The organism is Nocardia puris, assembly GCF_003315035.1.
Taxonomy (GTDB): Bacteria; Actinomycetota; Actinomycetes; order Mycobacteriales; family Mycobacteriaceae; genus Nocardia; species Nocardia puris.
The window spans coordinates 432,852-457,257 of sequence record NZ_QNRE01000002.1; the positions used below are offsets into that span (position 1 = coordinate 432,852).

The 24,406-nt window shown below is 69.0% G+C and carries 26 protein-coding genes; 11 read left to right on the forward strand and 15 right to left on the reverse strand.

Annotated elements, in window-relative coordinates:
• Positions 1–121: 121 nt before the first annotated feature.
• On the forward strand, positions 122–598 hold the full coding sequence (locus DFR74_RS07555; protein WP_067502129.1) for a DUF6326 family protein: 477 nt from the start codon (positions 122–124) through the stop codon (positions 596–598).
• A gap of 135 nt (positions 599–733) precedes the next feature.
• On the opposite strand, the gene DFR74_RS07560 is transcribed toward DFR74_RS07555, so the two are convergent.
• The 5 genes from DFR74_RS07560 to DFR74_RS07580 are packed head-to-tail and all read right to left on the reverse strand — an operon-like array spanning position 734 to position 5,627.
• Positions 734–1,612, reverse strand: coding sequence for a phosphoribulokinase (locus DFR74_RS07560; RefSeq protein WP_067501658.1), 879 nt, complete (start codon positions 1,610–1,612; stop codon positions 734–736).
• A 30-nt stretch (positions 1,613–1,642) separates the two neighbouring features.
• The gene (locus DFR74_RS07565) at positions 1,643–2,737 is read right to left on the reverse strand and encodes a class 1 fructose-bisphosphatase (RefSeq protein ID WP_067501655.1); all 1,095 of its coding nucleotides are present in this window, start codon (positions 2,735–2,737) and stop codon (positions 1,643–1,645) included.
• A 16-nt stretch (positions 2,738–2,753) separates the two neighbouring features.
• A complete protein-coding gene (locus DFR74_RS07570; RefSeq protein WP_084537205.1) occupies positions 2,754–3,761 on the reverse strand; it encodes an AAA family ATPase in 1,008 nt (335 codons plus the stop codon).
• The gene (locus DFR74_RS07575) at positions 3,751–4,173 is read right to left on the reverse strand and encodes a ribulose bisphosphate carboxylase small subunit (RefSeq protein WP_067502124.1); all 423 of its coding nucleotides are present in this window, start codon (positions 4,171–4,173) and stop codon (positions 3,751–3,753) included. Before DFR74_RS07575 ends, DFR74_RS07570 begins: the two co-directional genes overlap by 11 nt.
• 11 nt (positions 4,174–4,184) lie before the next feature.
• Positions 4,185–5,627, reverse strand: coding sequence for a form I ribulose bisphosphate carboxylase large subunit (locus DFR74_RS07580; RefSeq protein ID WP_067501652.1), 1,443 nt, complete (start codon positions 5,625–5,627; stop codon positions 4,185–4,187).
• A gap of 120 nt (positions 5,628–5,747) precedes the next feature.
• On the opposite strand from DFR74_RS07580, the gene DFR74_RS07585 reads away from it, so the two are divergent.
• Positions 5,748–6,623 (forward strand): LysR family transcriptional regulator, encoded by an 876-nt coding sequence (locus DFR74_RS07585; RefSeq protein WP_232331579.1) that lies wholly within the window; start codon positions 5,748–5,750, stop codon positions 6,621–6,623.
• A gap of 44 nt (positions 6,624–6,667) precedes the next feature.
• Here DFR74_RS07585 and DFR74_RS07590 read toward each other — a convergent pair whose 3' ends face one another.
• The 5 genes from DFR74_RS07590 to DFR74_RS07605 form a co-directional block, all read right to left on the reverse strand.
• Complete coding sequence (locus tag DFR74_RS07590) at positions 6,668–7,879, reverse strand: MFS transporter (RefSeq protein WP_067501649.1); 1,212 nt, start codon at positions 7,877–7,879, stop codon at positions 6,668–6,670.
• Positions 7,876–8,559, reverse strand: a complete 684-nt coding sequence (locus tag DFR74_RS07595; protein WP_084537203.1) for an ABC transporter ATP-binding protein — start codon at positions 8,557–8,559, stop codon at positions 7,876–7,878. The genes DFR74_RS07590 and DFR74_RS07595 overlap by 4 nt, the downstream gene beginning before the upstream one ends.
• Positions 8,559–8,696 carry an iron chelate uptake ABC transporter family permease subunit gene (locus tag DFR74_RS37010; RefSeq protein WP_232331578.1) on the reverse strand — a complete coding sequence of 46 codons (138 nt, stop codon included), beginning with the start codon at positions 8,694–8,696 and terminating at the stop codon, positions 8,559–8,561. The genes DFR74_RS07595 and DFR74_RS37010 overlap by 1 nt, the downstream gene beginning before the upstream one ends.
• On the reverse strand, positions 8,650–9,198 hold the full coding sequence (locus DFR74_RS07600) for a FecCD family ABC transporter permease (protein ID WP_232331577.1): 549 nt from the start codon (positions 9,196–9,198) through the stop codon (positions 8,650–8,652). Before DFR74_RS07600 ends, DFR74_RS37010 begins: the two co-directional genes overlap by 47 nt.
• A 148-nt stretch (positions 9,199–9,346) precedes the next feature.
• Complete coding sequence (locus DFR74_RS07605) at positions 9,347–10,051, reverse strand: MFS transporter (protein ID WP_084537202.1); 705 nt, start codon at positions 10,049–10,051, stop codon at positions 9,347–9,349.
• 94 nt (positions 10,052–10,145) lie between these two features.
• Between DFR74_RS07605 and DFR74_RS07610 the strand changes: the two genes are divergently transcribed.
• Complete coding sequence (locus DFR74_RS07610) at positions 10,146–11,162, forward strand: alpha/beta hydrolase (RefSeq protein ID WP_067501643.1); 1,017 nt, start codon at positions 10,146–10,148, stop codon at positions 11,160–11,162.
• Positions 11,163–11,414: 252 nt separating this feature from the next.
• Here DFR74_RS07610 and DFR74_RS07615 read toward each other — a convergent pair whose 3' ends face one another.
• Together DFR74_RS07615 and dinB are read right to left on the reverse strand one after the other, a co-directional pair.
• Entirely contained in the window at positions 11,415–11,789 is a 375-nt protein-coding gene (locus tag DFR74_RS07615) for a PLD nuclease N-terminal domain-containing protein (protein WP_067501640.1), read from the reverse strand.
• Positions 11,790–11,940: 151 nt separating this feature from the next.
• On the reverse strand, positions 11,941–13,173 hold the full coding sequence (gene dinB, locus DFR74_RS07620; RefSeq protein ID WP_067501636.1) for a DNA polymerase IV: 1,233 nt from the start codon (positions 13,171–13,173) through the stop codon (positions 11,941–11,943).
• A 151-nt stretch (positions 13,174–13,324) separates the two neighbouring features.
• Between dinB and DFR74_RS07625 the strand changes: the two genes are divergently transcribed.
• Together DFR74_RS07625 and DFR74_RS07630 are read left to right on the forward strand one after the other, a co-directional pair.
• Entirely contained in the window at positions 13,325–14,200 is an 876-nt protein-coding gene (locus DFR74_RS07625) for an alpha/beta fold hydrolase (RefSeq protein WP_067501633.1), read from the forward strand.
• Positions 14,201–14,359: 159 nt separating this feature from the next.
• Positions 14,360–14,737: a BlaI/MecI/CopY family transcriptional regulator gene (locus tag DFR74_RS07630; protein WP_084537198.1), complete on the forward strand. Its 378-nt coding sequence runs from the start codon at positions 14,360–14,362 to the stop codon at positions 14,735–14,737.
• A 4-nt stretch (positions 14,738–14,741) separates the two neighbouring features.
• Here the strand turns inward: DFR74_RS07630 and DFR74_RS07635 are convergent, their stop codons facing one another.
• The gene (locus DFR74_RS07635; protein ID WP_067501629.1) at positions 14,742–15,458 is read right to left on the reverse strand and encodes a response regulator; all 717 of its coding nucleotides are present in this window, start codon (positions 15,456–15,458) and stop codon (positions 14,742–14,744) included.
• A 200-nt stretch (positions 15,459–15,658) separates the two neighbouring features.
• Positions 15,659–16,960: a sensor histidine kinase gene (locus DFR74_RS07640; RefSeq protein WP_084537246.1), complete on the reverse strand. Its 1,302-nt coding sequence runs from the start codon at positions 16,958–16,960 to the stop codon at positions 15,659–15,661.
• A 159-nt stretch (positions 16,961–17,119) separates the two neighbouring features.
• On the opposite strand from DFR74_RS07640, the gene DFR74_RS07645 reads away from it, so the two are divergent.
• The 6 genes from DFR74_RS07645 (at position 17,120) to DFR74_RS07670 (ending at position 23,353) form a co-directional block, all read left to right on the forward strand.
• Complete coding sequence (locus DFR74_RS07645) at positions 17,120–18,100, forward strand: Bug family tripartite tricarboxylate transporter substrate binding protein (RefSeq protein WP_067501623.1); 981 nt, start codon at positions 17,120–17,122, stop codon at positions 18,098–18,100.
• A complete protein-coding gene (locus DFR74_RS07650) occupies positions 18,097–18,735 on the forward strand; it encodes a tripartite tricarboxylate transporter TctB family protein (protein WP_067501620.1) in 639 nt (212 codons plus the stop codon). The genes DFR74_RS07645 and DFR74_RS07650 overlap by 4 nt, the downstream gene beginning before the upstream one ends.
• On the forward strand, positions 18,723–20,252 hold the full coding sequence (locus tag DFR74_RS07655; protein WP_067501609.1) for a tripartite tricarboxylate transporter permease: 1,530 nt from the start codon (positions 18,723–18,725) through the stop codon (positions 20,250–20,252). The genes DFR74_RS07650 and DFR74_RS07655 overlap by 13 nt, the downstream gene beginning before the upstream one ends.
• A 321-nt stretch (positions 20,253–20,573) precedes the next feature.
• On the forward strand, positions 20,574–21,497 hold the full coding sequence (locus DFR74_RS07660) for a M56 family metallopeptidase (RefSeq protein WP_170160714.1): 924 nt from the start codon (positions 20,574–20,576) through the stop codon (positions 21,495–21,497).
• Positions 21,498–21,908: 411 nt separating this feature from the next.
• Positions 21,909–23,015 (forward strand): winged helix DNA-binding domain-containing protein, encoded by a 1,107-nt coding sequence (locus tag DFR74_RS07665; protein ID WP_067501606.1) that lies wholly within the window; start codon positions 21,909–21,911, stop codon positions 23,013–23,015.
• A gap of 128 nt (positions 23,016–23,143) precedes the next feature.
• Complete coding sequence (locus tag DFR74_RS07670) at positions 23,144–23,353, forward strand: hypothetical protein (RefSeq protein WP_067501602.1); 210 nt, start codon at positions 23,144–23,146, stop codon at positions 23,351–23,353.
• Here DFR74_RS07670 and DFR74_RS07675 read toward each other — a convergent pair.
• Positions 23,336–24,310 (reverse strand): helix-turn-helix transcriptional regulator, encoded by a 975-nt coding sequence (locus tag DFR74_RS07675; RefSeq protein ID WP_067501599.1) that lies wholly within the window; start codon positions 24,308–24,310, stop codon positions 23,336–23,338. The genes DFR74_RS07670 and DFR74_RS07675 overlap by 18 nt on opposite strands.
• Positions 24,311–24,406: the final 96 nt, after the last annotated feature.

Consider the following 24,406-nt stretch of genomic DNA (forward strand, 5'->3'; position numbering starts at 1 on the left):
CGTACCCACCGAAAGAACTAGAGCGAGTCATGCCATCGGCGGCAGAAATCCAGCCTCCGGGCCGGTGTGCCCGCCGCCGCACTCGGCGATCGTGGACCTACCCACAACCGAGGAGCCCATGATGAGAACACCTCACCCCACCACACTGGACGACCAGCCGATCCCGGTGCGAGCCAAGATTGCCGCGGCGTGGACGAGCTTCATGTTCCTGTACGCCTACGTGGACATTCTCAACTTCTTCACACCCGGCGTCGTCCAAGAAATCCTCGACGGCAAAGTCTTCGAATTCGACCTCTCCCAGACCTTTTCGACCACAGCACTGATTCTCATGGCCGTCCCGATCCTCATGATCGTGCTGTCGATGACGCTGCCCGCCGGGGTGACCCGCCTCGCGAACCTCGTCGTGGCCGCGCTCTACGTGCCCGTCACGGTATTCAACGTGCTGGGCGAGTCGTGGGTGCTCTTCTACGGCCTCGGCATCGTCCTGGAAGTTATCCTTCTCGCCTTCATCATCAGGTCCGCCTGGACCTGGCCCCGCACCGCAGGGTCGGCGACCAACCCGGGCGGTGGAACGGTTCGCGCCCAGCAGCGGGCCTGAACCCAACGGCGGTCCCCATCCCGTTCGGCGCCGTCCGCCTCGGTGCCGCGGTGGTGGCCTCCTGGCGGCGGGACCGGCAGGAGGCCACGATGGCTCGCGATGCGGAAGATCAGGACGGCGGGCGGTGCTGAACACTCACCGCGCTTGTCGGGGTCTCTTGTCCATCAACCGCAGGATCAGCGGTGTGAAGATCAATTGCATGGCCAGTTCCATCTTTCCGCCCGGCACCACGATGCAATTGGGGCGGGACATGAAGGAGTCGTGGAGCATCGATAGTAAGTACGGGAAGTCGATTACTTTCGGGTCGGCGAAGCGGATGACGACGAAACTTTCGTCGGCGGTGGGGATGGTGCGGGCGATGAAGGGGTTGGAGGTGTCGACGGTGGGCACGCGTTGGAAGTTGACGTAGGTGCGGGAGAATTGGGGGCAGATGTAGGTGACGTAGTCGGGCATGCGGCGCAGGATGGTGTCGATGACGGCCTCGCTGGAGTAGCCGCGTTCGGTCTTGTCGCGGATCACCTTCTGCGTCCATTCGAGGTTGATGATGGGCACCACGCCCACCAGGAGATCCGCGTGCTCGGCGATGTTCACGGTGGACGTCACGGCCGCGCCGTGCAGCCCCTCGTAGAACAGCAGGTCGCTGCCCGGCGACAGTTCCTCCCACGGGGTGAACGTCCCCGCCGGCTGTCCATAGGGTTTCGCCTCGCGATCGTTGTGGAGGTAACGGCGCACCATACCGACGCCGGTTTCCCCGTAGTCGCGGAACAGCGTCTCCAATTCCTTCAGCAGATTCGCTTCCTCACCGAAATGCGAGAACCGGAAATTACGGTTCTGCTCCGCCTCGGCCATCGCGAGTTTCATCTCGTCGCGGTCGTAGCGATGGAACGAATCCCCCTCGACGATCGCGGCGTTGATACCTTCGCGGCGGAAGATCTCCTGAAAGGTCCGGGTGACGCTGGTCGTGCCCGCACCGGACGAACCGGTGATCGCGACCACGGGGTGTTTGACCGACATCGCACCTCCTCACTTGTCGGACAACGGAATTCAGTGGCCGCCCGGCCGGAACAGCGACCGGGTGCCGAACAGGGACCTGTCGAAGCTGGGACCTTCGTCGGGTTCCCGGTGATAGCGCTCGATGCGTTCGACCTCGTTGCGGGAGCCGAAGATCAGCGGCACGCGCTGGTGCACGTCTTCCGGTTTCAGCTCGAGCACGCGCTCGCTGCCGGTGATGGCGGCGCCACCGGCCTGTTCGACGATGAACGCGATCGGATTCGCCCCGTAGAGCAGCGATACCCGCCCGGCACGTGCCGGCGGGCGGGTATCGCGCGGATAGAGGTAGACCCCTCCGCGCGTGAGGATGTGGAACGTGTCGGCGACGAGCGAGGCCACCCAGCGCATGTTGAAATACCGTCCGCGCGGGCCGTTCACGCCGTCGAGGCATTCGTGCACATAGCGGCGCACCGGCCGTTCCCAGAACCGGTCGTTGGCGGCGTTGATCGCGAAACCCGAAGTGTCCTCGGGGATTCGCATCCTCGGGTGGGTGAGCACGAACGCGCCGATCTCGCGGTCGAGCGTGAACCCGTCCACGCCGTCGCCGGTGGTGAGCACCAGCATCGTCGCGGGCCCATACAGGGTGAATCCGGCACACACCTGCTCGGTGCCGGGTTGCAGGAAGTCCAGGGGCGCCGGCTCGCGCGCGTCCTCTGCGAGCAACTCCTCCGGCGCGCGCAGCACGCTGAAGATCGTCCCCACCGGCAAGTTCACGTCGATATTGCTCGACCCGTCCAGCGCGTCGAACGCCAGCAGGTACTTCCCGCGCCGATGGGTCCGCGGCACCGCCCGCACCTTGGGCATCTGCTCCGAGAGCAGCGCCGAAAGATGACCCGTCCATTGGGTTTCCGCGACCACGATGTCGTTGGTGATGGCGTCCAACCGGCGGTGCACGGTGGGCGGCAGGTTGTCCGGCTCCGACATGGTGCCCAGCGACCCCGCGATCGCGCCGCGCGTGACCTGATTGGCCACGATCTTCGTCGCCGTGGCCACCACATTCACCAGCGCGGAGAACTCCCCGGACGAGCCGGGGTGGCGGTGCTCCTCTTCGATCGTGTAGCGGGTGAGGGTCTTCAATCCTTCGGGCATAACTCAACTCATCCGGTCATGCGGGGGCTCTCTCGGTCGGCCCGTCCGGCTGGGAGGTCTCGAATACGCTGCTGCCGAACACATCCCGGTCGACCAGCGTGATCAGGTCCGCTTTGGTGAGCGGGCGGTCCAGTTCCAGCAGGCGCTTGGCCTGCCGTAACCGGCAGCGGTCCAAGGCGTTCCGCACGCTGCGCGCGTTGGATAACCGGGGCCGCTGCATACGCAGCGTGAGGTAGTCGGCGAACGCGCCGCGGGCGGACTCGTCGAACCGGAAATTCTCGCCCGCCACCATCAATTCGGCGATCTCCATGAGTTCGCCGTGGGTGTAGTCGGCGAATTCGAGATGGTGCGCCACGCGCGAGGAGAGTCCCGGATTCGCCGAGAAGAACGTCTCCATGCGATCCGGGTAGCCGGCGAAGATGACGACGAGGCTCGCGCGGTCGTTCTCCATCTCCTGCAAGAGGATCTCGATCACCTCCTGCCCGTAGTCGCGCTCGTTCTCCGGGCGGAACAGGTAGTACGCCTCATCGATGAACAACACACCGCCCGCCGCTTTCGCCAGCGCCTCTTTGGTTTTCGGCGCGGTATGGCCGATGAACTGGCCCACCAGATCGTCGCGGGTGACGGTGTGCACCTTGGGTTTGCGGATGTAGCCGAGCGCGTGCAGCATCTGCGCCATGCGCAGCGCCACCGTGGTCTTGCCGGTGCCGGGCCCGCCGGTGAAGCTCATGTGCATGGTGGGTCGCGTCGAGCTGAGCCCGAAACGCTGGCGGGCGCGGTCGATCAGCAGCAGCGCGGCGATCTCGCGCACCCGCAGTTTCACATTCGCCAGGCCCACCAGCTCGGCGTCCAGGCGCGCGAGGGTGTCCTCCACGTCGTGTCGCGCGATGTCGGTGGAGAGGTCGAGCACCGCGTCGTCACCGAGAATCGTTTCCTCCGTGGCGCTTTCGGGCGCGGAGGGCCGCACCGGCCGGGAGTCGCCTCCCGGCCGGTGCAGACGGAATCCGTTGGCCTCAGCCGCCATACCGCAGCCCCTGTGGGCGATCGGTGGCATAGGGGCGCAGGCCGTAGGTCTGCCGGCGGTCCGGTCCTTCGGTGCGGGTGAGCGCGAAACCCGGCTCCTCGGGCGGGCGTTGAACCAGGAAGCTCAGCGCCGTGGTCTGCCTGCCGTAGCTGGCGTCGTAGGCGAGCACCCGCACGTAGTGGCGCGGGAATGTCGCTCGGCAGGCGTTGATCTCGGCCAGCACGCCGTCGGGTTCGTCCAGATCGAACAGCGGCAGCCCCCACATCTCCCAGTACGCGTTGCGCGGATGCGGGTCGTCGGTGTACTCGATCGAGACCGGCCACCCGTTGAGCAGCGCGTACCGCACTTGGGCGGCGATCTCGTCGTCGGTGAATTCGGGCAGGTAGGAGAACGTTCCGTGGCGCAGATACATCTCGGCCCCTTTCACCGGCTCGCCGTCGGCACCGCGTCGGGCGCGTCGGTGGAGGTGTAGTCGAAGGTCACGTCGCCCCACGTGGACAGCGCCACCTCGAGCGGACGGCAGAACTCGGCGGCCTTGCGCAACACGTCCGGGCCTTCCTTCAGCAGGTCGCGGCCCTCGTTGCGCGCCTGCACCACGGCCTCGAGCGCCACCCGGTTCGCCTCGGCGCCCGCCGCGATCCCCTGCGGGTGGCCGATCGTGCCGCCGCCGAACTGCAACACCACGTCGTCGCCGAACAGGTCGAGCAGCTGGTGCATCTGCCCGGCGTGGATGCCGCCGGAGGCCACCGGCATCACGCCGGGCAGGCTGGCCCAGTCCTGATCGAAGAAGATGCCGTTGGCGGGCTCGGTACGAATGTGGTGCTCCCGCAACGTGTCATAGAAGCCCTTGGTGGTGGCGGGGTCGCCCTCGAGCTTGCCGACGACCGTGCCGGCGTGCAGGTGGTCCACACCGATGAGCCGGCACCACTTGGCCAGCACACGGAAGCTCACGCCGTGCGTCTTCTGGCGCGTGAACGTCGAATGGCCGGCGCGGTGCAGGTGCAGCAGCACGCCGTTGCGGCGCGCCCAATGCGACATGGACTGCATCGCCGTGTAGCCGACGGTGAGGTCCATCATGATCACCACGCTGCCGAGTTCCTTGGCGAACTCGGCCCGCTCGTACATGTCCTCCATGGTCGCGGCGGTGACGTTGAGGTAGTGGCCCTTGATCTCGCCGGTCTCGGCGGTGGCGCGATTCACGCCCTCCATCGCGAACAGGTAGCGGTCGCGCCAGCGCATGAACGGTTGCGAGTTGATGTTCTCGTCGTCCTTGGTGAAATCGAGGCCGCCCTTGCACGCCTCGTAGATCACCCGGCCGTAATTGCGGGCGGAGAGACCGAGTTTCGGTTTCACCGTCGCGCCGAGCAGCGGCCTGCCGTACTTGTTCAGGTATTCGCGCTCCATCACCGTGCCGTGCGGCGGACCCTGGAAGGTCTTGACATACGCCACCGGAATGCGCATATCCTCCAGCCGCAAGGCGAGCAGCGGTTTGAATCCGAACACATTTCCGATCACCGACGAGGTGAGATTGGTGATCGACCCTTCCTCGAACAGGTCGAGGTCGTAGGCGACGTAGGCGAAATACTCACCGGGCCGGCCCGGCACCTCGTCCACCCGGTAGCACTTGGCCTGGTACTTCGAGTGCGCGGTGAGGCGGTCGGTCCACACGACCGTCCATGTGGCAGTGGAGGATTCGCCCGCCACGGCCGCCGCCGCCTCGATGGGGTCGACACCGCGCTGGGGCGTCACCCGGAACACGGCGAGCACATCGGTGTCCGACGGCACGTAGTCCGGGTTGTAGTACCCCATCGACGCGTACGACTGCACGCCCGGATCCCACCGGTCCCGTTCGGATTCTTCGGCCATCGTTCCTCCTGGAGCGTTGTGCGCCTTGCGAATTCCAGGATGACGGGGCCCGCGACCACAAACAATTTGATTGTTCCTGGTAATGCTCAACCGAATGTCGAAGTTTGTTACCGTCGACGGATGGGTATGGTGAGCGCGTCGCGGATGGAAACATTCCTGGCCGTCGCCCGCCACAGCAGTATCCGGCGCGCCGCCACCCAGCTGCACATCACCGAGGCCGCGGTGTCGGCGGCCGTGTCGCACGTGGAGAAACAGCTCGGCGCGAAACTGGTCGCGAAGGCGGGCCGGGGGATCACGCTCACCGAGGCGGGGCGCGTCTACGCGGACTACTGCCGTCGCATCCTCGGGCTCATGCAGGAGGCGCGAGCGGCCGTGCGGCAGGCCGAGATCGGGCGGCTGCGCATCGGGGTCGTCGCGACGGCGGGGGAGTCGGTGCTGCTGCGTCCCCTCGCCAAGTTCCGCAATCGGTTCCCCGACGTGGAACTCAGCCTCTCGGTGCACCCCCGCGACACGCTGTTCGCCGAATTGCTGCACCATGAAACGGATCTCGTCATCGCGGGGCGGCCACCGCGCGACGCAGGGTTGGTCACCCGCGCGCGCCGACCGAGCGACCTCGTGGTCGTCGGTTCGCCGCACCGTCACGTCGACCCGCTGCACACCACCTGGCTCTTGCGGGGGCGCGGGTCCGGCACGCGCGAAGCGACGCTCACACTGCTCGACACTCTCAACATCACCCCGCCGACCCTGACTCTCGGCTCGCACGGTGCCGTAATCGCCGCTGCGCGAGAGGGATTGGGCGTCACGTTGATCCACAGCGACGCTGTCGCCGACCATCTCGACTCGGGCGCCCTCGAAGTGATCCCGGTTCCCGGAACGCCCCTCGCGCGGCCCTGGCACGCCATCACCACTAGCACGCCCACCCCGACGACGCGGCTCTTCCTGGCGCACATCATGGACCCGGCCGAAGTCGGTTCCGACGCGTTCCTACCGGGGTGAAGATGTCGGCCTCGGCGGGCTCAGCCTGCCATCAGGACGGAGCGCTACTCCGCCGACCGAACCCCTCGACCGACCAATCCCACCGCGACCACCACCGGAACGGCCAACGCGATCGCGATCCCGGTGTGCCCGCCGAGCGCCAGTCCGACCCCGCCGAGCGCCGCACCCACGAACACTCCGAGGCTCATCCCGGCGGTGTTGACGGCGAAGGCGACGGTGGTGAGGTCGCCGCCGCGATGCGCGAGGAGGGTCGTGAGCTGGGCGGCGACGATCGCGTGCGCGAAGCCGAGGAGTGCCGTGCCCAACGCGGCGGCGGGTAGGGCGGTGATGTGGAAGATGGCCAGGACGGCGAGGAGTGCGGTGAGCAGTCCGGTGGTGAGGACGGCGCGTGGGCGGTCGCCGAGCGCTTCGCCCGCGCGGCACCATCGGCCCGCGAGGTAGTTCCCCGCGAAGAACGCGCTGCCGCTCACCGTCCAGATCAGCGTGAACGCTTGGGCGCTCAAGTCGAATCGGTCGTGATAGAAGGCGGCGAGGAAGGCGAGATAGCCCATGAACGAGGTGGTCCGTAGTGCGGCAATGGCGATGATCGCCAAGAGATCTGGTCTCGCGCGGAGCCGGTCGAATGCCTCCAGGTAGCCCAACTGCTTCGTCGCTGGCGGTGTGGGCGGGGGAGTGGCGCGGAGAAACCAGGTAGCGAGCACTACGGCGAGAGCGGCGGTGATCCAGAGCGTGCCCTGCCATCCGCGCCAGAGCCCCAGCATGCCGATCACCGGTCCGGCCGCCACCGCCGCCAGCGATTGGGTGGCGGTCACCAGGGTGGCCGTGCGGCCGGCGTTCGCGGGATCGTCGTAGGACTCGGTCGCCTGCGTGAGCAACGCCGGGGTCAGCAGGGCGGTGGACAGTCCGACACCGGCGCAGAACACGATCAGCGCCGCGAAGACGCCGGTGGTGGCGACGAGGCCGGATATTGCGAGCGTGATCAGCGCGAGTGCGCTCACGCGCCTTTTCGGCCACCGGGCCAGCAGCGGGGCCGCGGCGACGCCGACGAACAGCTCCGTGATGCCGCCGAGGCCGCGCAGAAATCCGACGGCCGCTTCGCCCGCGCCCACGGTGTCGGAAATCGGCACGAGATAGGTCGAATAGACCGTGAAGGGAAACAGCCCGAGGACCGCCGCGAGCAGCAGCGGCCCCTGGGCTGCGATGATCCGCCGGTCGGGTAGCGGTTGTTTGCCGGTGGGTGGACGCGACACCGTCATCCGCGCTGGACCTTCCGTCGAAACATCATCGGCCCGCACGGAATTCGCGAATCACACACGGCCGCGGCGAGATTCAGGTCATGCAAAACGATCAGCACCGTCAGGCCGGTCGTGCGCAGGAAGCCGAGCAGTTCGATCTGATGGCGGATGTCGAGGTGGTTGGTGGGCTCGTCGAGGATGAGCACCTGTGGCTCCTGGACCAGGGCGCGGGCGATGAGCACGCGTTGGCGCTCCCCGCCCGAGAGGCCGAGGATGCCGCGGTCGGCGAGGTGGCCGATGTCGAGCAAGTCCATGGCGCTGCGGCACAGTTCGCGCTCGCGGGTGGTGAGAGGTTCGTTGCCGCGCTTGTGCGGCGCGCGGCCCAGCGCGACGACTTCGCCGACGGTGAAGTCGAAATCCGTTCCGGTCTGCTGGGTCAGCGCGGCGACGCGTTGCGCCGAGTCACGCAGTGACAAGTCGAGCAGGTTGTCCTTGCCGACCCTCACGACCCCGCCGGAAGGTTCGAGCGCCCGGTACACGCAGCGCAGGACCGTGGACTTGCCGGAGCCGTTCGGTCCGACGAGGCCGATGATCTCGCCGGCGCGCACGTCGAGGTCGAGGTCGGTGATGATACGGCGGCCCTGGAGCACCACCGATAACTCCGAGATCGACAGGCTCGAGGCCTTCTCGTCGCGCCCCATCAGATGCCGCCGAAGACGTAGCCGCGGCGGCGCATCAGCACGATGAACACCGGAACGCCGAGCAAGGCCGTGAGCACTCCGAGCGGCAGTTCACGCGGTGCGACCAGGGTGCGGGCGAGCAGGTCCACCCACACCATCAGGATCGCACCGACGCGGCGCGAAATAGATCATCACGCTCATGACCGCCTGGAACCCGAACGCCAGGGCGACGCCGGTCAACACCAACCGCAAGGGCGTCACCCCGGTCCTGCCGTAGGCGGCGGCGTAGACGAGCGCGGTCGCGCCCAGCGCCCCGAGAAACGCGCCGACCGAGACCGCGTAGATGCCCAACCCCGCGAGGGCCCCGAACAGCGACACCGCTACCGCGCCGACCGCGCCACCGGACGACACCCCGAGAATGTAGGGGTCGGCGAGGGGATTGCGGACGAGCGCCTGGATCGCCACCCCGACCGCGCTCAACCCCGCACCGACCACCGCCGCCAAAAGCACTCGGGGAGTTCGGATCTGCCAGATGATCTGGTAGCGGGACACCTCCTCCACCGGCAAACTGCCGCCCGTGACCGCCGCCCACAGATAGCGCACGGTGTCGGACGGTGCCACCGAGGAGGGGCCGAGGCCGATCGCGAAGAGTGTCGACACGGCCAGCAGGAGCGACAGCGCGATCAGAGGTCGTGCGCTGTGTAGTGGTCGACGGCGGAGGGCGCCCGCGTACTCGTCGGATCCGGGCGAGGCCGGAGGGAGGAGGGACTGCGAGGACACGGGGAGACCTTCGAACGTGAGCGATGGCTTACCTGAAGAGTGGGTTCGGGGGTTGGTGATCAGGCTGGGTGCGTTGATCGATTCGCGGGCCTGAAGTTGTGTGCGGTTCGAGGGCGGTGCGTGGTTTGTCCTCGGCGGGTGCGGCGATGGCGAAAGTGAGTGCGTCCCAGCCGATCACCCATCCGGAACCGAAGACTGCGACCGCGACACCGCCGATGCCGGGTCCGAGCACTTTGGCCAGATTCATGCTCAGCCGGAGCAAGGCGTTCGCGTCGTGGAGGTCGCGGTGGTCGACAGGTTGCGGGATCACGCCGTTGGCGGCCGGGCCGAAGAACGCGGCTGCGGTTCCCGCGACACCCGCCACGGCGGCGATATGCCAGATCTGGGCGGTCCCGGTGAGTACCAGTATCGCGAGAAGTGCTTGCGTGCAGGCGGATACGGCGTTCGACCACACCATCACGGTGCCGCGCCGGAACCGGTCCGCCACCACCCCGCCGACCACCACGAACAGGACCTGCGGCAGGAAGCCGACCGCCAGCACCACGCCGAACCAGGTGGCGGATCGCGTCAGTTCGAGCACCGCGAAGGACTGCGCGATCGGCGCGACGGCCGACCCGGTCGACGAGACCAGCCGACCCAGAAAGAAGGTGCGGAACGCACTGTCGCCCCGGAGTAGCCGGCCCCCGCCATCACCGACATACCCGCCGAGCCTACGCGGGGGTGGGTAACGGATTCTTCATGGTCGATGACATAGGGTTCGAGGGGTCGATGGAGTGTGTACCGATAGCTGGGGCCGGGGACGGCCCGCTGATGGGAGAGCTTGACCGATGAAACTCACCGCGCGCCGTGGCCGGCCTGTCCGGGTCGCTGCCATCGCACTCACCGCCGCACTGTCGATGATGTTGGTCGGCGGGACCACGGCGGCGCAGCCGCGGCAGGCGTCCGAGATCACCTCGATCGACAAGGATGGGCGCACCTGGCACCTGAAGGTGTACTCGGCGGCGATGGACAAGGAGATCGATGTCGACATCCAGCGTCCGGCCGACGAGTCGACGCCGGCGCCGAATCTCTACCTGCTCAACGGTCTCGACGGCGGTCTCAGCGACGCGAGCTGGGCGGCGCAGACCGACGCGTTGGAGTTCCTGGCGGGCAAGCACGTCAACGTCGTCCAGCCGATCGGCGGCTACGCCAGCTACTACACCGACTGGTTGCAGCCCGACCCGGTGCTCGGCGTGAACAAGTGGCGGACGTTCTTCACCGAGGAACTTCCGCCCCTGCTGGACCGCGAGCTGGGATCCACCGGCCGCAACGCGCTGAGCGGTCTGTCCACCTCGGGCACGTCGGTGCTGCAACTGGCCGAGGCCAAACCGGGACTCTTCAAGGCCGTCGGCGCGTACAGCGGTTGCGCGCAGATCGCCGATCCGCTCGGCCAGCAGTTCGTGAAACTGGTGGTCGAGCAGCGCGCGGGCGGCAACACCGTGAATATGTACGGTCCGCCGGACAGCCCGGTGTGGGCGGAGAACGATCCGGTCATCAACGCGGAGAAGCTGCGCGGCACCCTGCTCTACATCTCGACGGGCAGCGGCATCCCGCTGCTCGAGGACGTCCAGTACTACCTGGGCACCTACCCCGGCAGCGACGGGCCCACCAGCCTCGCCCTCGGCGTGATCATCGAAGCGATCGTGAACGGCTGCACCACCAACTTGAAGAACCGCCTCGACTCTCTCGACATCCCCGCGACCTACCAGTTCAACCCCGTCGGCACGCACTACTGGCCGTATTGGGAAGAGGCGCTGCACAAGTCGTGGCCGCTGCTGGCCGAGGGGATGGGGATCCCGGCCTGATCGAACTCGGTTCGCGCGCGGGGACGTTGCCCGCTCCGCCTCGCGTGGTGTGGGAGTCGCTGGCGTACCCGAGGCGCGCCGGAGCCCGTCCGTGGTTGGTGCTGCTCGAGGATGGGATCGAGCCGGTGATTCTCGAAGCGCATGACCACGCTGCTGTTCGGTGATCTGCGGCTGTCTTACGGGCAGTGAGCCCGGTTCAGCCGCCGCCCGGTGCGGGAACGCGGGCCAGTGCGGCGCAGCCGCTCGGCGAGATCAGTTTTCGTCGGACTCGCGGCGTGCATCCTCCGCGCGGCGGCGTTCCTCTTCCTGGCGGCGAGCTTCGCGGCGCTGCTGTTCGGCGCGTTCGCGCAGGCCGCGCAGGAACGCTTCGTCGTCGTCCGGGCTCTGGGCGACGTGGCGGCCGGGGCGGTCGTACTCGGAGAACCGGGTATTGCTCGGGGGCGACTCGCGCAGCGGACGGCCCGCGAACAACCACAGGAGGGCGCCGACGGTCGGGATCAACACGACCACCACGATCCACCCCATCTTCGGCAGGTGCCGGATTCCCGCATCGGGGCAGGTGATGATGTCGACCAGGCAGTACACCCACAGCGCCAGGGTGAGCAGGCCGAGCACGGCGTAGGGCATCAATTCCTCCTCGGAACGGGCGGCGCCATCGCACCGGGGCCACCCGCGGTTTCCCGAAGACGAGCGCATCCCCCCGCCTGGCAACCCGGCAGCATCATAGCGCGACGCCCCGCGGTACCGGCGTGCCTCCGCGAAACGGCTGGTCATGGCCTCAATCCGGGAGGAGGGGGACGGAGAGGCCTTCGCCGCGGTGGAGGAGGGTGGCGCGGGTGACGGCGGTGGAGCCGAAGCGGCGGCGGAGGTCGTCGAGGGTGGTGTCGAGGGTGTCGGTGGGGCGGTCGAGGGGGAGGGTGAGTTGGTAGGGGTCGGTGTCGGCGAGGTTGGTCAGGGACAGGCCGATCAGGGTGATGCCGCGGGTGTGGATGAGAGGGAGGGCGTCGGTGAGCAGGCGGCGGGCGGTGCGGAGAAGGGTGTCGGTGTGGTCGGTGGCGTCGGGCAGGGTGTGGGAGCGGGTGGCGCGGGTGAAATCGTCGAAACGCAAGCGCAGCACCACCGTTCGGCAGACGCGGTCGGCGGTGCGGAGCCGGCGGGCCAAGCGGTCGATGAGGCCGTGCAGGTAGGCCTCGAGTTCGTCGTCGGGGTGGGGGCGGCGCCCGAGTGCGCGTTGCGCGCCGATCGAACGGCGTCGGCGCCCGGTCTCGACGCGGCGCGGGTCGCGCGCCATGGACAAGGCGTGCAGATGGCGGGCCGCGGACTGTCCGAGGATGCCGCGTAACCCGGATTCGCCGAGTGCGGCCAGTTCGCCCACCCGGGCGATGCCGTACTCGTGCAGCTTCGCGGCCGTGACTTCGCCTACGCCCCAGAGTCTTTCGACCGGCAACGGGTGCAGGAACTCGAGTTCGCCGTCGGGTGGGACGAGGCGCAGGCCGTCGGGTTTGGCGACCGCGCTGGCGACCTTCGCCAGGAACTTGGTGCGGGCGATGCCGACCGAGATGGGTAATCCGGCCTCGTGTCGTACGCGGGCACGCAAACGTTTGGCTATTTCCGTCGGCTCGCCCGCGATACGGCGCAATCCGCCGACGTCCAGGAACGCCTCGTCGATCGAGATGCCCTCCACGACCGGCGTGGTGTCGCGGAAGATCTCGAACACCGCCTTGCTCGCCTCGGAGTAGGCGTCCATCCGCGGCGGCACCACGATCGCGTGCGGGCACAGGAGCCGCGCCTGCCTGCCGTTCATCGGCGTGCGCACCCCGAACGCCTTCGCCTCGTACGAGGCCGCGAGCACCACGCCGCCACCCACGATCACGGGCTTCCCGCGCAGGCGGGGGTCGTCGCGCTGCTCGACGGACGCGTAGAACGAGTCGAGATCCGCGTGCAGGATCGACGCCTCCGCGCGCGCCTCGATCCGCGGACGGGGCGAGGGGCGGATATCGGACACGAACATATGTTCGCATCGAGGTCCGACAAGTGGGGCGCGCATCGGCGTGATGGGTGTCGATGCGGCGCTCACGCGAAATATCCCGTGGGTGCCGGGGTCTATTCGCCGGAAGTTTTTGTGGTACGTTCATATCATCAAGAGAAGTGAGGGAGGAAACATGGCGAAGGTGGGCGGGTTCCGCAACGAGGCGGAGCGGCGGGCGTATCTCGACGCGTACGAGGCGATGGCGCGGCAATGGCCGGTGGAGTCGACGGAGATGGATGTGTCGACGGCGTATGGGCCGACGCATGTGCGCAAGTCCGGGGGCGGGCCGGGGGCGCCCGTGGTGATGCTGCATCCGATGGGCGGGAACGGGGCGTGCTGGTTGCCGGTGATCGAGGGGCTCGCCGCCGATCGCGTGGTCTACACGCCCGACACGATCGGCACGCCGGGTTTGAGCGTGCAGACCGCGCCGTTGACCGAGGCGGCGGACTTCGGGAAGTGGGTGGACCAGCTGCTGGAAGGGCTCGGGGTGGAGCGGGCGCACCTGCTCGGCTACTCCGACGGCGGCTGGCAGGCGTCGGTGGCGGGCGTCAGCAGCTCGCGCCTGGCGAGCCTGACGCTGGTCGAATCCGCGGTGAGCTTCGGCAAAGTGAGCATGGGTGTGCTGTGGCGGATCATGCGCGTCGGGATCCGGCCCACCGAGAAGAACATGCGCAAGTTCGGCGAATGGGCGACACCGAATCGTCCGCCCACCGAGGACGAGCGCCGCACCGCGCTCGCGGCCGTGCCGTACAAGCGGGTCCTGCCGTGGCCCCGTCCGCTCACCGATGAGGAACTGGGCGCGATCCGGGTGCCGATGCTCGCGGTGTTCGGGGCCGACACCGTGCTGGGCGATCCGGTGAAGTGCCGCGATCGCGCGCTGGAGCTTGTCCCGCGGGCGGAGGTGGAGATCTATCCGGGTACGGGACATGAGGTGTTCTTCCACCGCGCCGACCTGGTGGTCCCGCGCATCTGCCGCTTCCTGCGCGCGAACGAACCCGTCCCGGTGTGAAGAGGGGCGTCTCTCGGGGCGTTGATCAAAGTGATGGGTCGGCGAACTCCTCCGCCATCCGGGCCGGTTCCCCGAATCTACTGTTCTGATACGTAGAACAAAAGGTTGTCGGTACGCTGGTTTCCCAGTTGATCGGACGACGATGAGGGAGTCGGTGCGGTGCGTGGATTCGGAGACCTGGAGGCGGTCATCATGGACCGCATCTGGGACAGGGACACGGAGTTCACCACGGTGCGAGAGATTTTCGAGGAGCTCTCCGCCCAGCGCGACATCGCCTACACCACGGTGATGTCGACCATGGACAACCTGCATCGCAAAGGCTGGCTCGCCCGCGAACGGGCGGGCAAGGCATACCGCTACTGGCCGACGCTCACCCGCGAGGAACACAGTGCCCGGCTGATGCTGGAAGCGCTGGGGTCCGGGGGGCGATCGGATCTGGTGTTGAGCCACTTCGTCGACCGGATCAGCCCGGAGGAGTCGGCCGGGCTGCGGGCGGCGCTGCGCAGGCTCACGGCCCGGCGGACGCCCGAGGAGTGATCGCTCAACTGGGCGGTGCGAGCCGGTAGATGAGTTCGGGTCGTCCGCGACGGCCGTAGCGGTGGGAGAGGTCGACCGTGCCGCGCTGATTCAAGTAGTCCAGGTAGCGGCGTGCCGTCGCCCTGGAAGTGCCCGCCGCCGAAGCGATTTCGGCGGCGGTCGCCGTCCGGGCGGTGCGCAGGGCGGAGACGATCAACTCCATCGTCGGCGCCGACAGGCCTTTGGGCAGCGTCTCGGTTCGGGCGGCCTCGGCGGTCCGCTGCGGTGTGGCCCGGCCGCTCCACAGCGAGTCGATCTCGTGCTGTCCGAAGGCGTCCTCGTTGGTCGCCGCCAACGGGGCACGCTGGGCTCGGTAGGCGCGCAACCGCTCCGCGAACACCGCCCGGCTGAACGGCTTCACCAGATACCCGGCGACCTGGGCGGACAGCGCCTGACGCACCGTCACCCGGTCGCGGGCCGAGGAGATGACGATGACGTCGATCGGCGTGCCCGCCGCCGCGCGCAACCGGTGCAGCACCTCGATCCCGCTGAACTCGGGCAGGTGGATGTCGAGCAGCACGAGATCGACGGGGACCCGGGAGACCGCGTCCATCGCCGCCGGACCGCTGTGCACGGCCCCGCTCACCGTGAATCCCGGCTCCTCCTGGACGTAGCGGGCGTGCAGGCGGCACGCCGCCGGATCGTCGTCCACGATCAGCGTCCTGATCGGCTGGTCGTTCATGCCCACACCTTTCCGCCGCCCGCGCCGAGCCTCGAGACGGGCCTGTCCGACTCGGCGGGAGGCTCCCCTTCGACGACCATGGGCCGACGCACCGAGCGCTCGCTCATCTCACACCTTTCCACCGCCCGCGCCGCGCCCCCCGGCACGAACCGCGCGGCTGCCGCTCGCTCGCGAACCACCGGCTGACCCCGCCCACGCACTCATGTGCTCACCTTCGTCGCGGCCGACTCCACAGCGTCCCGCGCTCCACCGGCCGGCATCCGCACCTCGAACCGCGCCCCGCCCAGATCACTCGAACCGACGTCGATATGCCCGCCCCGGCGGCGGACGATCCGCAGCACGAGTGCGAGCCCCACGCCGCGCGACGACACCTCGTCGGTGGGGTGTTTGGTGGTGAACCCGTGCCGGAACAGTCTGGGCATGGCGTCGTCGGGGATGCCGGGCCCGCTGTCGGAGACGACGAGGTCGAACTCCGTGCCGTCGGCGTGGATCCGCACCCGGACCATGCCGTCCGGGCCGGCGGCCTCCACGGCGTTGCGCACCAGGTTGGACAGCACCGTCAGGTCGTCGGCGTCGATGCCGGTCCGGTCCACCTCCGAGAGCGGGTCGATCTCCAAACGTCCACCCTGCTCGGCGAATTCGGCGGCGGCCGCGTCGAGCAGCGCGCGCACGCGGGCGTCGTCGAGCTCCGGTCCGGTGCCGTCGGTGTGGGCGACGGGCGCCAGGTCGGCGATGTAGGCGAGCGCGCCCGCGGCGTCGTCGCTCTCGACCAGTCCGTAGATGATGTGCAGGCGGGTGCGGAACTCGTGGGTCTGATCCCGCAGCGCCCGCGCGATCCGCCGCTGCACCGAAAGCTCCACCACCTCGTCCTCGAGGCGGCGCACGCGGCGGTTCACCAGGTGGGCCAGCAGCCCCGCGGCCAGGCAGCCGACGGCGAGCGCGGCGAGGATCCATGGCACCAGCGCGAACAAGCTCTCCTCGTGATCCGCCGCGATCTCGGACTCCAGGATGCCCACCGACGCGATGCCGATTACCGGGGCTCCCGGCGAATCGGATTGGTATACGGGCACTTTGGCGCGCAGCGTCGGCCCCAGGGTGCCCGACTCGGTGCCGAGGAACGTCTCGCCCGCGAGCACGGCCGACGGGTCCGTGGAGACGGGCCGTCCGCGCTCGGCCGGATCGGGGTGGGTGAGCCGGATGCCCTCGGCGTCGGTGACCACCACGTAGTCGACCCGCGACGCCTGCCGGATCAACTCGGCCAGCGGTTGCAGTTCCGCCGCGGCGGCGGGGGAGCCGAGGGCGGCGCGCACCTGATCGAGTTCGGCGAGGCTGCGCGACACCGCCAGCACGCGTTCCTCGGTGGCCGTGCGGATGTGGCGCTCCTGCACCGCCGACGCGGCCAGCGTCGTGGCCGCCACGCAGGCGAGCACCACACCGCACTGCACGAGCAGGATCAGCGCGCCGCGCAGTCGCGGCGAGCGCACCCTGTCTGCCAGAGGCATGACACCCACCTCCTCGGCACCGGGCGGACCGCTCGCCGTGTGCACTTATGAGCACAAACAGCGGACGTGCTCTGCATCACATTCTTCGCTGTCATCGTAATGAGCGCCGCTCGACGCCGACAGCACCCGCCCCGCGCGACGGCAGGAAAGGAGGCTCCGATGAACCGCCGCATCCTCGCGGTCGCCCTCGGTGTCGTGACCGTGGCCCTGTTCGCCTCGGCCGCCCTCGACGCGAGCCGCGCCGGGACGGTGGCGAACCCGAGAACCAAGCTCACTCTGGTGGCGCCCGCCGCGCCCGGTGGTGGCTGGGACTCGTTCGCCCGCGAATCCCAGCACGCGATGCGGGACAACGGCGTGGTCAACATGGTCCAGGTGGTGAACGCGCCCGGCGCCGCGGGCACCATCGGGCTCAGCCAGGTCGTCCGCATGCACGACCGCCACGACGTGATGCTGGTGACCGGCAGCGTGATGATCGGCGGCACCATCCTGTCCGGCTCGGGCGACACCCTCGCCGACACCACGCCGATCGCCCGCCTCGCCGACGACTACAACGTGCTCGTGGTGCCCGCCGACTCGCCGTTCCAGTCGCTGGGCGATTTCCTGGCCGCCTGGGCGCGCGATCCGGGTGGGCACGCCATCGCGGGCGGTTCGCTGGGCAGCATCGACCACCTGCTCACCGGTCTGCTCGCCCAGTCCTCCAACATCGACCCGCAGGCCGTCAACTACCTCGCCTACGCCGGCGGCGGCGAGGCCGTGACCTCGCTGCTCTCGCACACCGCGGTGGCGGGGATCTCCGGCTACAACGACTTCCGCGATCAGATCGAGGCGGGTGCGTTGCGGGCGCTGGCCCTCTCCGCCGCCGAACCCCTGCCCGACGTCGACATCCCGACGTTCCGGCAGGCGGGCACCGACGTCGCCATGTCGAACTGGCGCGGACTGGTCGCCCCGCCGGGCATCGACGCCGAGACCAGGGCCGAGCTGATCGCGATCGTCGAGGAGTACCGGGACACCGACGAATGGCGAGACACGTTGCGGCGCAACAACTGGACCGACGAATACATGTCCGGTGACGAGTTCGAGGCGTTCCTCGCCACGGAGTCCGACCGGATCCGCACCATTATCGAGGAGCTGGGATTATGACCACCACCGCCGTGGCCGACCGGGTCGGGCCACCCCCGCGCCCCGGCTGGCTGCGCAGGCACAGCGAGCTGATCGTCGTCGCCGGCGTGCTGGCACTGGCCGTCTTCCTGACGGTCGAGACCATCCGGATGGAGGTGCCCGACGGAGCCGGGACGCCGGGACCGCGATTCTTCCCGATCCTGGTCGCCGGATTCCTGTATGTCCTGGCGGTGCTGCTCACCGTCCAGGTGCTGCGCCACCCCGAGCACGCGGACCGCGAACACGGGTCGGCCGAGGTGTCGACGTTGATGCTGGAGGACATGGGCCACCTCGACGACACCGGTGAGATGCGCGTCGTCCGGGCCGAGGAGCCGGCTCCGCAACCCGCCGCGGACGCCGAGCCCGATCTGCGCACCGTCGGCCTGACGCTGGGCGCACTGGTGGTGTTCGTGCTGATCCTGGTGCCGGCGGGCTGGCTGATCTCGGCCACCTTCCTGTTCTGGGCGATCTGCTACGTCTTCGGCAGCCGCAGGCCGGTCTTCGATCTGGCCGTCGCCGCGCTGGTCGCCTCGGTGATCCAGTTGGCCTTCTCGGCGGCGCTCGGGCTCACCCTGCCCGCCGGGATCTTCGCGGGAGCGCTGTCATGGACCAGCTGACCCTGCTCATGGAGGGGTTCGCCGGGGTGCTCACCCCGATGAACCTGACGCTGCTGGTGATCGGCGCGGTCCTCGGCACCGCCGTGGGCGTGCTGCCCGGACTCGGGTCGGCCATGGCGGTGGCGCTGCTGCTGCCCGTCACGTTCAGCCTGCATCCCACCGGCGCGTTCATCATGTTCGCCAGCATCTATTTCGGCGGACTGTTCGGCGATTCCACGTCGGGCATCCTGCTCAACACGCCCGGCAATTCCTCGGCGATCGCGACGACGTTCGAGGGGCACCGGATGGCCAAGAGCGGCCGGGCCGCCAAGGCGCTGGGCATCTCCGCGATCGGCGCGTTCACCGGCGGTCTGATCGCCACCACGTTGGTGGTGTTCCTCTCGCCGCAATTGGTGAAGCTGGCAACGCTTTTCGGCCCTGCCGAGTACTTCGCGCTGGCGATCTTCGCGTTCGCAGCGATCTCGGCCGTGGTCGCGGAATCGGTCGTGCGCGGATTGACCGCACTGGGGATCGGGCTGGCGTTGGCGCTGGTCGGCATCGACAGTGCCAGTGGCGCCGAACGATTCACCCTCGGCAGCGCGGCGCTGTTCGACGGCATCTCGATCGTGGTGATCACCGTCGGGCTGCTGGCGCTGGGCGAGGTGCTGCACGTGGCCTCGCGTATCCGTCGGGAAGGCGGGCCCGAAGTGCCGGTGGAGGCGGAGGGCTCGCCGTTCCCGAGCCGCAGGGAATTCCGATCGGCGCTGCCCGCGTTCCTGCGCGGCACCTCGTTCGGGTTGCCGTTCGGCGCGATCCCGGTCGGCGGCTCGGAGGTGCCGACCTTCCTGGCCTACGGCACCGAGAAGAAGCTGGCCCAGCGGCGCAACGATCCCGACTTCGGTACACGCGGTTCGATCCAGGGCGTGGCCGCGCCCGAAGCCGCGGGCAACGCGACGGCGGGCACGGCGATGGGCGCGCTGCTGGCGCTGGGCCTGCCGACCTCGGCGACCGCCGCGATGATGCTGGCCGCGTTCCAGCAGTACGGCATGCAGCCCGGTCCGCTGCTGTTCGAGCGCAGCGGTGACCTGGTGTGGCCGCTGCTGGCGAGCCTGTTCGTGGGACTGGTGATCCTGCTGATCATCAACCTGCCGTTCGCGGCGGTGTGGGCGAAGCTGCTGCTGATTCCCCGGCAGTACCTGTACGCGGGGATCACCGTGGTGGCGATGCTCGGTGTGTACGCGATCGCGTCGTCGATGATGGATCTGTGGCTGCTGCTGGCTGTCGGCGTGGCCGGATTCGTGATGCGGCGGTACTCGATTCCGCTGGCGCCGGTGCTCATCGCGGCGATCCTCGGGCCGCTGGCCGAGACCCAGTTGCGGCGCGCGTTGGCGGTGTCGGAGGGTGACCCGTCGATTCTGGTGGGCTCGAACATCACGGTGGTGCTCTACACGGTGATGGGGCTCGCGATCGCGGTCAGCTTGGTGCAGCATCTGCGGCATCGGCAGCGAGCCCGGGGCGCGGAGAAGGCGGCGGTGTAGCCGGTCGACGGGTGAGGTCCGTCGCGCGTGCGCGGCGGCCGCTTGTCCTCGATGCTGTCGGGCTCCAGGATGCGATGCCCCGTCGCGCGTGCGCGGCGGGACATCGCGCGATTGTCCGGGTTCCGGCGCGGCGGCCCTGCCCGTATGCTGGGCTGCCGTAGAGCCGAGCACAGTGGGTTATCGGGATGGGGAGTGGTTGATGGCTGCCACGTATACGGCACCGGTGCTGTGCGATGCCGGGGCGACGTCGGCGAACTCTGGGCTCGCCGCGCGGATCGCGATTCTCCGGTCCGGGTCGCCGTGAACGTCGCGCTCTGTCTGATGGCGTACGGCGCGACCGTGGCGGTGTTCGGTCCGCCGGTGTTGCGCGGGCTCACCCGTCGCGGTGTGGCGCCCCGGCTGAGCGTGGCCGCCTGGCTCGTCGCGATCGGCGGTGCGCTCGCCGCGTGGGTGCTGGCGGCGGTGCTGCTCGTCGTGGAATTCACGACGGTGCAAGGACATTCGGCGGCGGCCCTGCGCGCCTGCTTCTCGGTGCTGTCGACGCCCGTCCTGCTCGACAGCGTCTGGTGGGAGCGAATCGCGCTGTACGCGTTGGCCGGGGCGGTCGCGACCGGCGCGGTGGCGGCGACCCTGCGGACGGTGTGGGTGGCTTGGCGGATGCGGCGGCGCACGATCGCCTACGGCGCGGCGGTCCGCATGGTGGGGCGGCGGGTGCCGGGGCTCGGGGCGCTCGTACTGGATTCGCCCGAGCGGCAGGCGTATTGCGTGGCGGGACGGCCCGACACCATCGTGGTGACCAGTGCCGCGGTCGACGCGCTCACCCGCGAACAACTCGACGCCGTCCTCGCGCACGAACACGCGCACCTGCGCGGGCGGCACGCGCCGCTGAGCGCCCTGTTGCGCGCCCTCTCCTCGACGCTGCCGTTGCGGTTGCTGCGGCAGGGCAGCGCGGAGATCGGCCGGTTGCTGGAGATGTGCGCCGACGACCGCGCGGCCCGCGCGCACGGGCGCGAACCGTTGCTCGGCGGCATGCTCGCGCTCGCGGGCGGTAGGGCGATGCCCGCGGGAGCGCTCGGTGCGGCGGGCACCGCGGTGCTGGTGCGCGCCGAACGGCTCGCGACGCCGGTGGGGCGGATGCACCGGGTGACCAACCGGACCGCGCTGCTCGGGGTGATCGCGGCGACGGTGATCGGGTTGGTGGAGATCGCGCTCGGAATCATGATGTGCAGCGTGCTGATTCGCTGAGGGGCTGGGCATTCGGTGAACGCGTGCTGTGCTCGGGCTTTTGGCGCGCTTCATCGGCTCTTGCGCCTGCGTCGTCGGTCACGGTGTCGGCGCGTGTCCGAGTAGGGCTCTCGGCGAACTCGAAACGGATCGCCTCCCTCGGAAATAGCCTTCGCGGGCGTGGTTGTCGCTGCCCATCGGGCCGGGCGTCGGCGATCGTTCGTCGTCAAGGCGGCGCTTTCACCGATCATGTGAGCATGCCGGTCTGAGGATGATGGCCCGGTATGAGCTCGAGCCGAGGTGCCCGATCGTCAGGCATATGGCGCGGCGGCACGCGGAATCATCTCGGGACGGTCGCCGACTTCAGGGAGGCGTCGGCGGGCGGGTGTAGCGTGCGGGCGTCAAGGGTTGACAGGTTGTTCGGGAGGTGCGGTGCGGCTCGGCTGGGATCAGGTGTTCGCGTGGCGGCTGGAGCGTCAGTTCGTCTCGCGAGTGGCGCGCGGCGGGGTGGGCGAAGTGGTCGGGCGGCTGGCCGGGGTGCAGGCGCAGGTGACGTCGTCGGCGGAGATGGCCGTGGCGGTCCGGAGCGCGAAGCCAGAGGAAGGGGCGGTGGTCGGCGCGCTCGAGAAGGGCGCGCTGATCAAGACCTGGGCCATGCGCGGGACGCTGCACGCCCTGCTGCCGAGCGACGCGGCGGCGGTGCTGCCGCTCATGGCGGCGACGAGGAACTGGGAGAAACCCTCGTGGCAGAAGACATTCGGCGCGACGCCCGCCGAGGTCGCCGCGCTCACCGAGGCGGTCGGCGGCATTCTGGCCGATGCGGCGCTCACGCGCGAGGAACTGGTGGAGGCGCTGCTCGCCGATCGCGCGTTTCACAAGATGGGGGAGCAGCTGCGTTCCGGTTGGGGCGCGCTGCTGAAACCTCTTGCCTGGCAAGGGGCTTTGTGTCACGGGCCGATGCGCGGCACCAAGGTCACGTTCACCGCCCCGGCGCGGGCGGTGCCCGGTTGGCGCGGTCTCGCCGACGTGGACGAAGCCGCCGCCACGGCGATCACCGCCTATCTCGGCGCATACGGTCCGGCCACGCCGGAGGTGTTCGACGCCTGGCTGACCCGTGGAAATTTGCGTAAGACGCTCGTGCGCGGATGGTTCGCGGAGCTGGGGGACGCGCTCACGCCCGTCGACATCGACGGCCGCGCCGCCTACGCCCTCACCGAACACCTCGACGCCCTCGCCGCCGCGAAACCCGACAAGTCCGCCTACCTGCTCGGCCCGTTCGACCAATACGTGCTCGGTCCTACCACCGCCGACACCGATCTGCTCCCGAAGGAACACCGCTCCGCCGTCAGCCGCACGGCCGGATGGATCGCGCCGCTCGTTGTGGTGAACGGCCGCATCGTGGGCACTTGGGAACTCGATGGCACCGAGGTCGTGCTCGCGATGTTCGACAACGCGCCGCTGCCGAAGAAGCTGGACCCGGCACTGGCGCGCGTGGCGGCGGCCGCCGGATCGGAGAAGGTGACCGCGCGGGCCGCGTGAGATAGGCCCGGAGTAGCGCGGCCGCGACAATGAGAAGTATGCGCCCGGCTGTCGGTGCCGATTCGTTCGGTGTGCGCCCTGGTGCCGGACTCCTGTCGACAACCGCTCCAGCTCAGTGTTCGAGCTCGATGATCAATCAGCGCGACACCGGAGCGGGCCGCCGACTTGGTCTCGGCTTCGCGACCAAGGTCGACGATCCGGTCCGACGCTTCGAAGCGGACCGCCCACTGTTCGATTCGATCGCTCGGCCCGACGACAGCGAGCGGCCGGACGGCGGTTGCCAAGCCGAACAGGCCTCATGCATGGGGTGGCGCGATCGTTTACGGCATCCCCTGTGATGGCCTTGACACACTCTTCGCTCCCGCGTTCATCAACCGCCGCGCCAGCACCTCGCATCGCTCCACCAATTCCGGCGGTTCCAGCACTTCGAAGGGGTGGCCGAGGAGGAGGGTGTGCATCAGGATGGCGTCGATATTCGCACCGCCGCTGCGGACTTCGCAGCTGCTCGCGTCGATCTCGCGGACGACGGCGGCGGCCGGGGAGACCTGGGCGCGCACGGTGTCGGCGGGCGCGTGGACGAGGAAGCGGGCCTGGTGGGGGTAGACGCGGCTCGCCACCCCTTCCTGCACGTACGTGGCGGCGTCGGGCCCGGGGCGCGGGTGGAAACGCCAGGTGCGCGCTGATACGTCGCTCATGCGGTCCACGCGGAAGCTGCGCCAGTCGTCGCGATCGAGGTCGTAGGCGAGCAGGTACCAGCGCCGGTCGGAGGTGACCAGGCGATAGGGCTCGACGCGTCGTCGGGCGGTACCGCCGGCGGACGGGTAATCGAACCCGGCCTCGACCTCGTCGCGGCAGGCGCGCGCCAGCGTGAGCAGCGCGTCGGAGTCGACCGGCCGGTGCCCGCCCGCGAACGACTCGACCGAGTTCGCCAGCGTGCGGACCTCGCCGCGCAATCGGGTGGGCAGCACCTGGTCGAGCTTGGTGAGCGCGCGCAGCGCGGCGTCGCCGGTGGCCGCGCTGAGGAGGAGTGAGACCGCCGTCGCGATCGCTTCCTCGTCGTCGAGCAGCAGCGGGGGCAAATCTTGGCCGCGGCCGAGCTGATATCCGCCGCCGACACCCTGACTCGCGTGCACCGGATAGCCCAGCGCCCGCAACCGCTCCACATCGCGGCGGACCGTGCGCGCCGTGACGCCGAGCCGCCCGGCGAGTTCGGGACCCGTCCACACCTGGCGCTGCTGCAACAGCCCGAGCAGGGTGAGCACGCGCTCGGTCGTCCCGCGTTCCGCATCGCCCATCACGTCTTCGAGCTTGCCAGAAATAGCGGACCGATCCTGTCCGCGAGGCGTGACAGAGTGGGGGCACACGCACTTCGACACGACGGGAGCACTCCG

What these genes read in the sequence shown, in the direction of transcription:
- DFR74_RS07555 (WP_067502129.1), top strand. Translation starts at nt 122, where the DNA reads ATGAGAACACCTCACCCCACCACACTGGACGACCAGCCGATCCCGGTG.
- DFR74_RS07560 (WP_067501658.1), bottom strand. Translation starts at nt 1,612, where the DNA reads ATGTCGGTCAAACACCCCGTGGTCGCGATCACCGGTTCGTCCGGTGCG.
- DFR74_RS07565 (WP_067501655.1), bottom strand. Translation starts at nt 2,737, where the DNA reads ATGCCCGAAGGATTGAAGACCCTCACCCGCTACACGATCGAAGAGGAG.
- DFR74_RS07570 (WP_084537205.1), bottom strand. Translation starts at nt 3,761, where the DNA reads ATGGCGGCTGAGGCCAACGGATTCCGTCTGCACCGGCCGGGAGGCGAC.
- DFR74_RS07575 (WP_067502124.1), bottom strand. Translation starts at nt 4,173, where the DNA reads ATGTATCTGCGCCACGGAACGTTCTCCTACCTGCCCGAATTCACCGAC.
- DFR74_RS07580 (WP_067501652.1), bottom strand. Translation starts at nt 5,627, where the DNA reads ATGGCCGAAGAATCCGAACGGGACCGGTGGGATCCGGGCGTGCAGTCG.
- DFR74_RS07585 (WP_232331579.1), top strand. Translation starts at nt 5,748, where the DNA reads ATGGGTATGGTGAGCGCGTCGCGGATGGAAACATTCCTGGCCGTCGCC.
- DFR74_RS07590 (WP_067501649.1), bottom strand. Translation starts at nt 7,879, where the DNA reads ATGACGGTGTCGCGTCCACCCACCGGCAAACAACCGCTACCCGACCGG.
- DFR74_RS07595 (WP_084537203.1), bottom strand. Translation starts at nt 8,559, where the DNA reads ATGGGGCGCGACGAGAAGGCCTCGAGCCTGTCGATCTCGGAGTTATCG.
- DFR74_RS37010 (WP_232331578.1), bottom strand. Translation starts at nt 8,696, where the DNA reads ATGGTGTGGGTGGACCTGCTCGCCCGCACCCTGGTCGCACCGCGTGAA.
- DFR74_RS07610 (WP_067501643.1), top strand. Translation starts at nt 10,146, where the DNA reads ATGAAACTCACCGCGCGCCGTGGCCGGCCTGTCCGGGTCGCTGCCATC.
- DFR74_RS07615 (WP_067501640.1), bottom strand. Translation starts at nt 11,789, where the DNA reads ATGCCCTACGCCGTGCTCGGCCTGCTCACCCTGGCGCTGTGGGTGTAC.
- dinB (WP_067501636.1), bottom strand. Translation starts at nt 13,173, where the DNA reads ATGTTCGTGTCCGATATCCGCCCCTCGCCCCGTCCGCGGATCGAGGCG.
- DFR74_RS07625 (WP_067501633.1), top strand. Translation starts at nt 13,325, where the DNA reads ATGGCGAAGGTGGGCGGGTTCCGCAACGAGGCGGAGCGGCGGGCGTAT.
- DFR74_RS07635 (WP_067501629.1), bottom strand. Translation starts at nt 15,458, where the DNA reads ATGAACGACCAGCCGATCAGGACGCTGATCGTGGACGACGATCCGGCG.
- DFR74_RS07640 (WP_084537246.1), bottom strand. Translation starts at nt 16,960, where the DNA reads ATGCCTCTGGCAGACAGGGTGCGCTCGCCGCGACTGCGCGGCGCGCTG.
- DFR74_RS07645 (WP_067501623.1), top strand. Translation starts at nt 17,120, where the DNA reads ATGAACCGCCGCATCCTCGCGGTCGCCCTCGGTGTCGTGACCGTGGCC.
- DFR74_RS07650 (WP_067501620.1), top strand. Translation starts at nt 18,097, where the DNA reads ATGACCACCACCGCCGTGGCCGACCGGGTCGGGCCACCCCCGCGCCCC.
- DFR74_RS07655 (WP_067501609.1), top strand. Translation starts at nt 18,723, where the DNA reads ATGGACCAGCTGACCCTGCTCATGGAGGGGTTCGCCGGGGTGCTCACC.
- DFR74_RS07660 (WP_170160714.1), top strand. Translation starts at nt 20,574, where the DNA reads ATGGCGTACGGCGCGACCGTGGCGGTGTTCGGTCCGCCGGTGTTGCGC.
- DFR74_RS07670 (WP_067501602.1), top strand. Translation starts at nt 23,144, where the DNA reads ATGATCAATCAGCGCGACACCGGAGCGGGCCGCCGACTTGGTCTCGGC.
- DFR74_RS07675 (WP_067501599.1), bottom strand. Translation starts at nt 24,310, where the DNA reads ATGGGCGATGCGGAACGCGGGACGACCGAGCGCGTGCTCACCCTGCTC.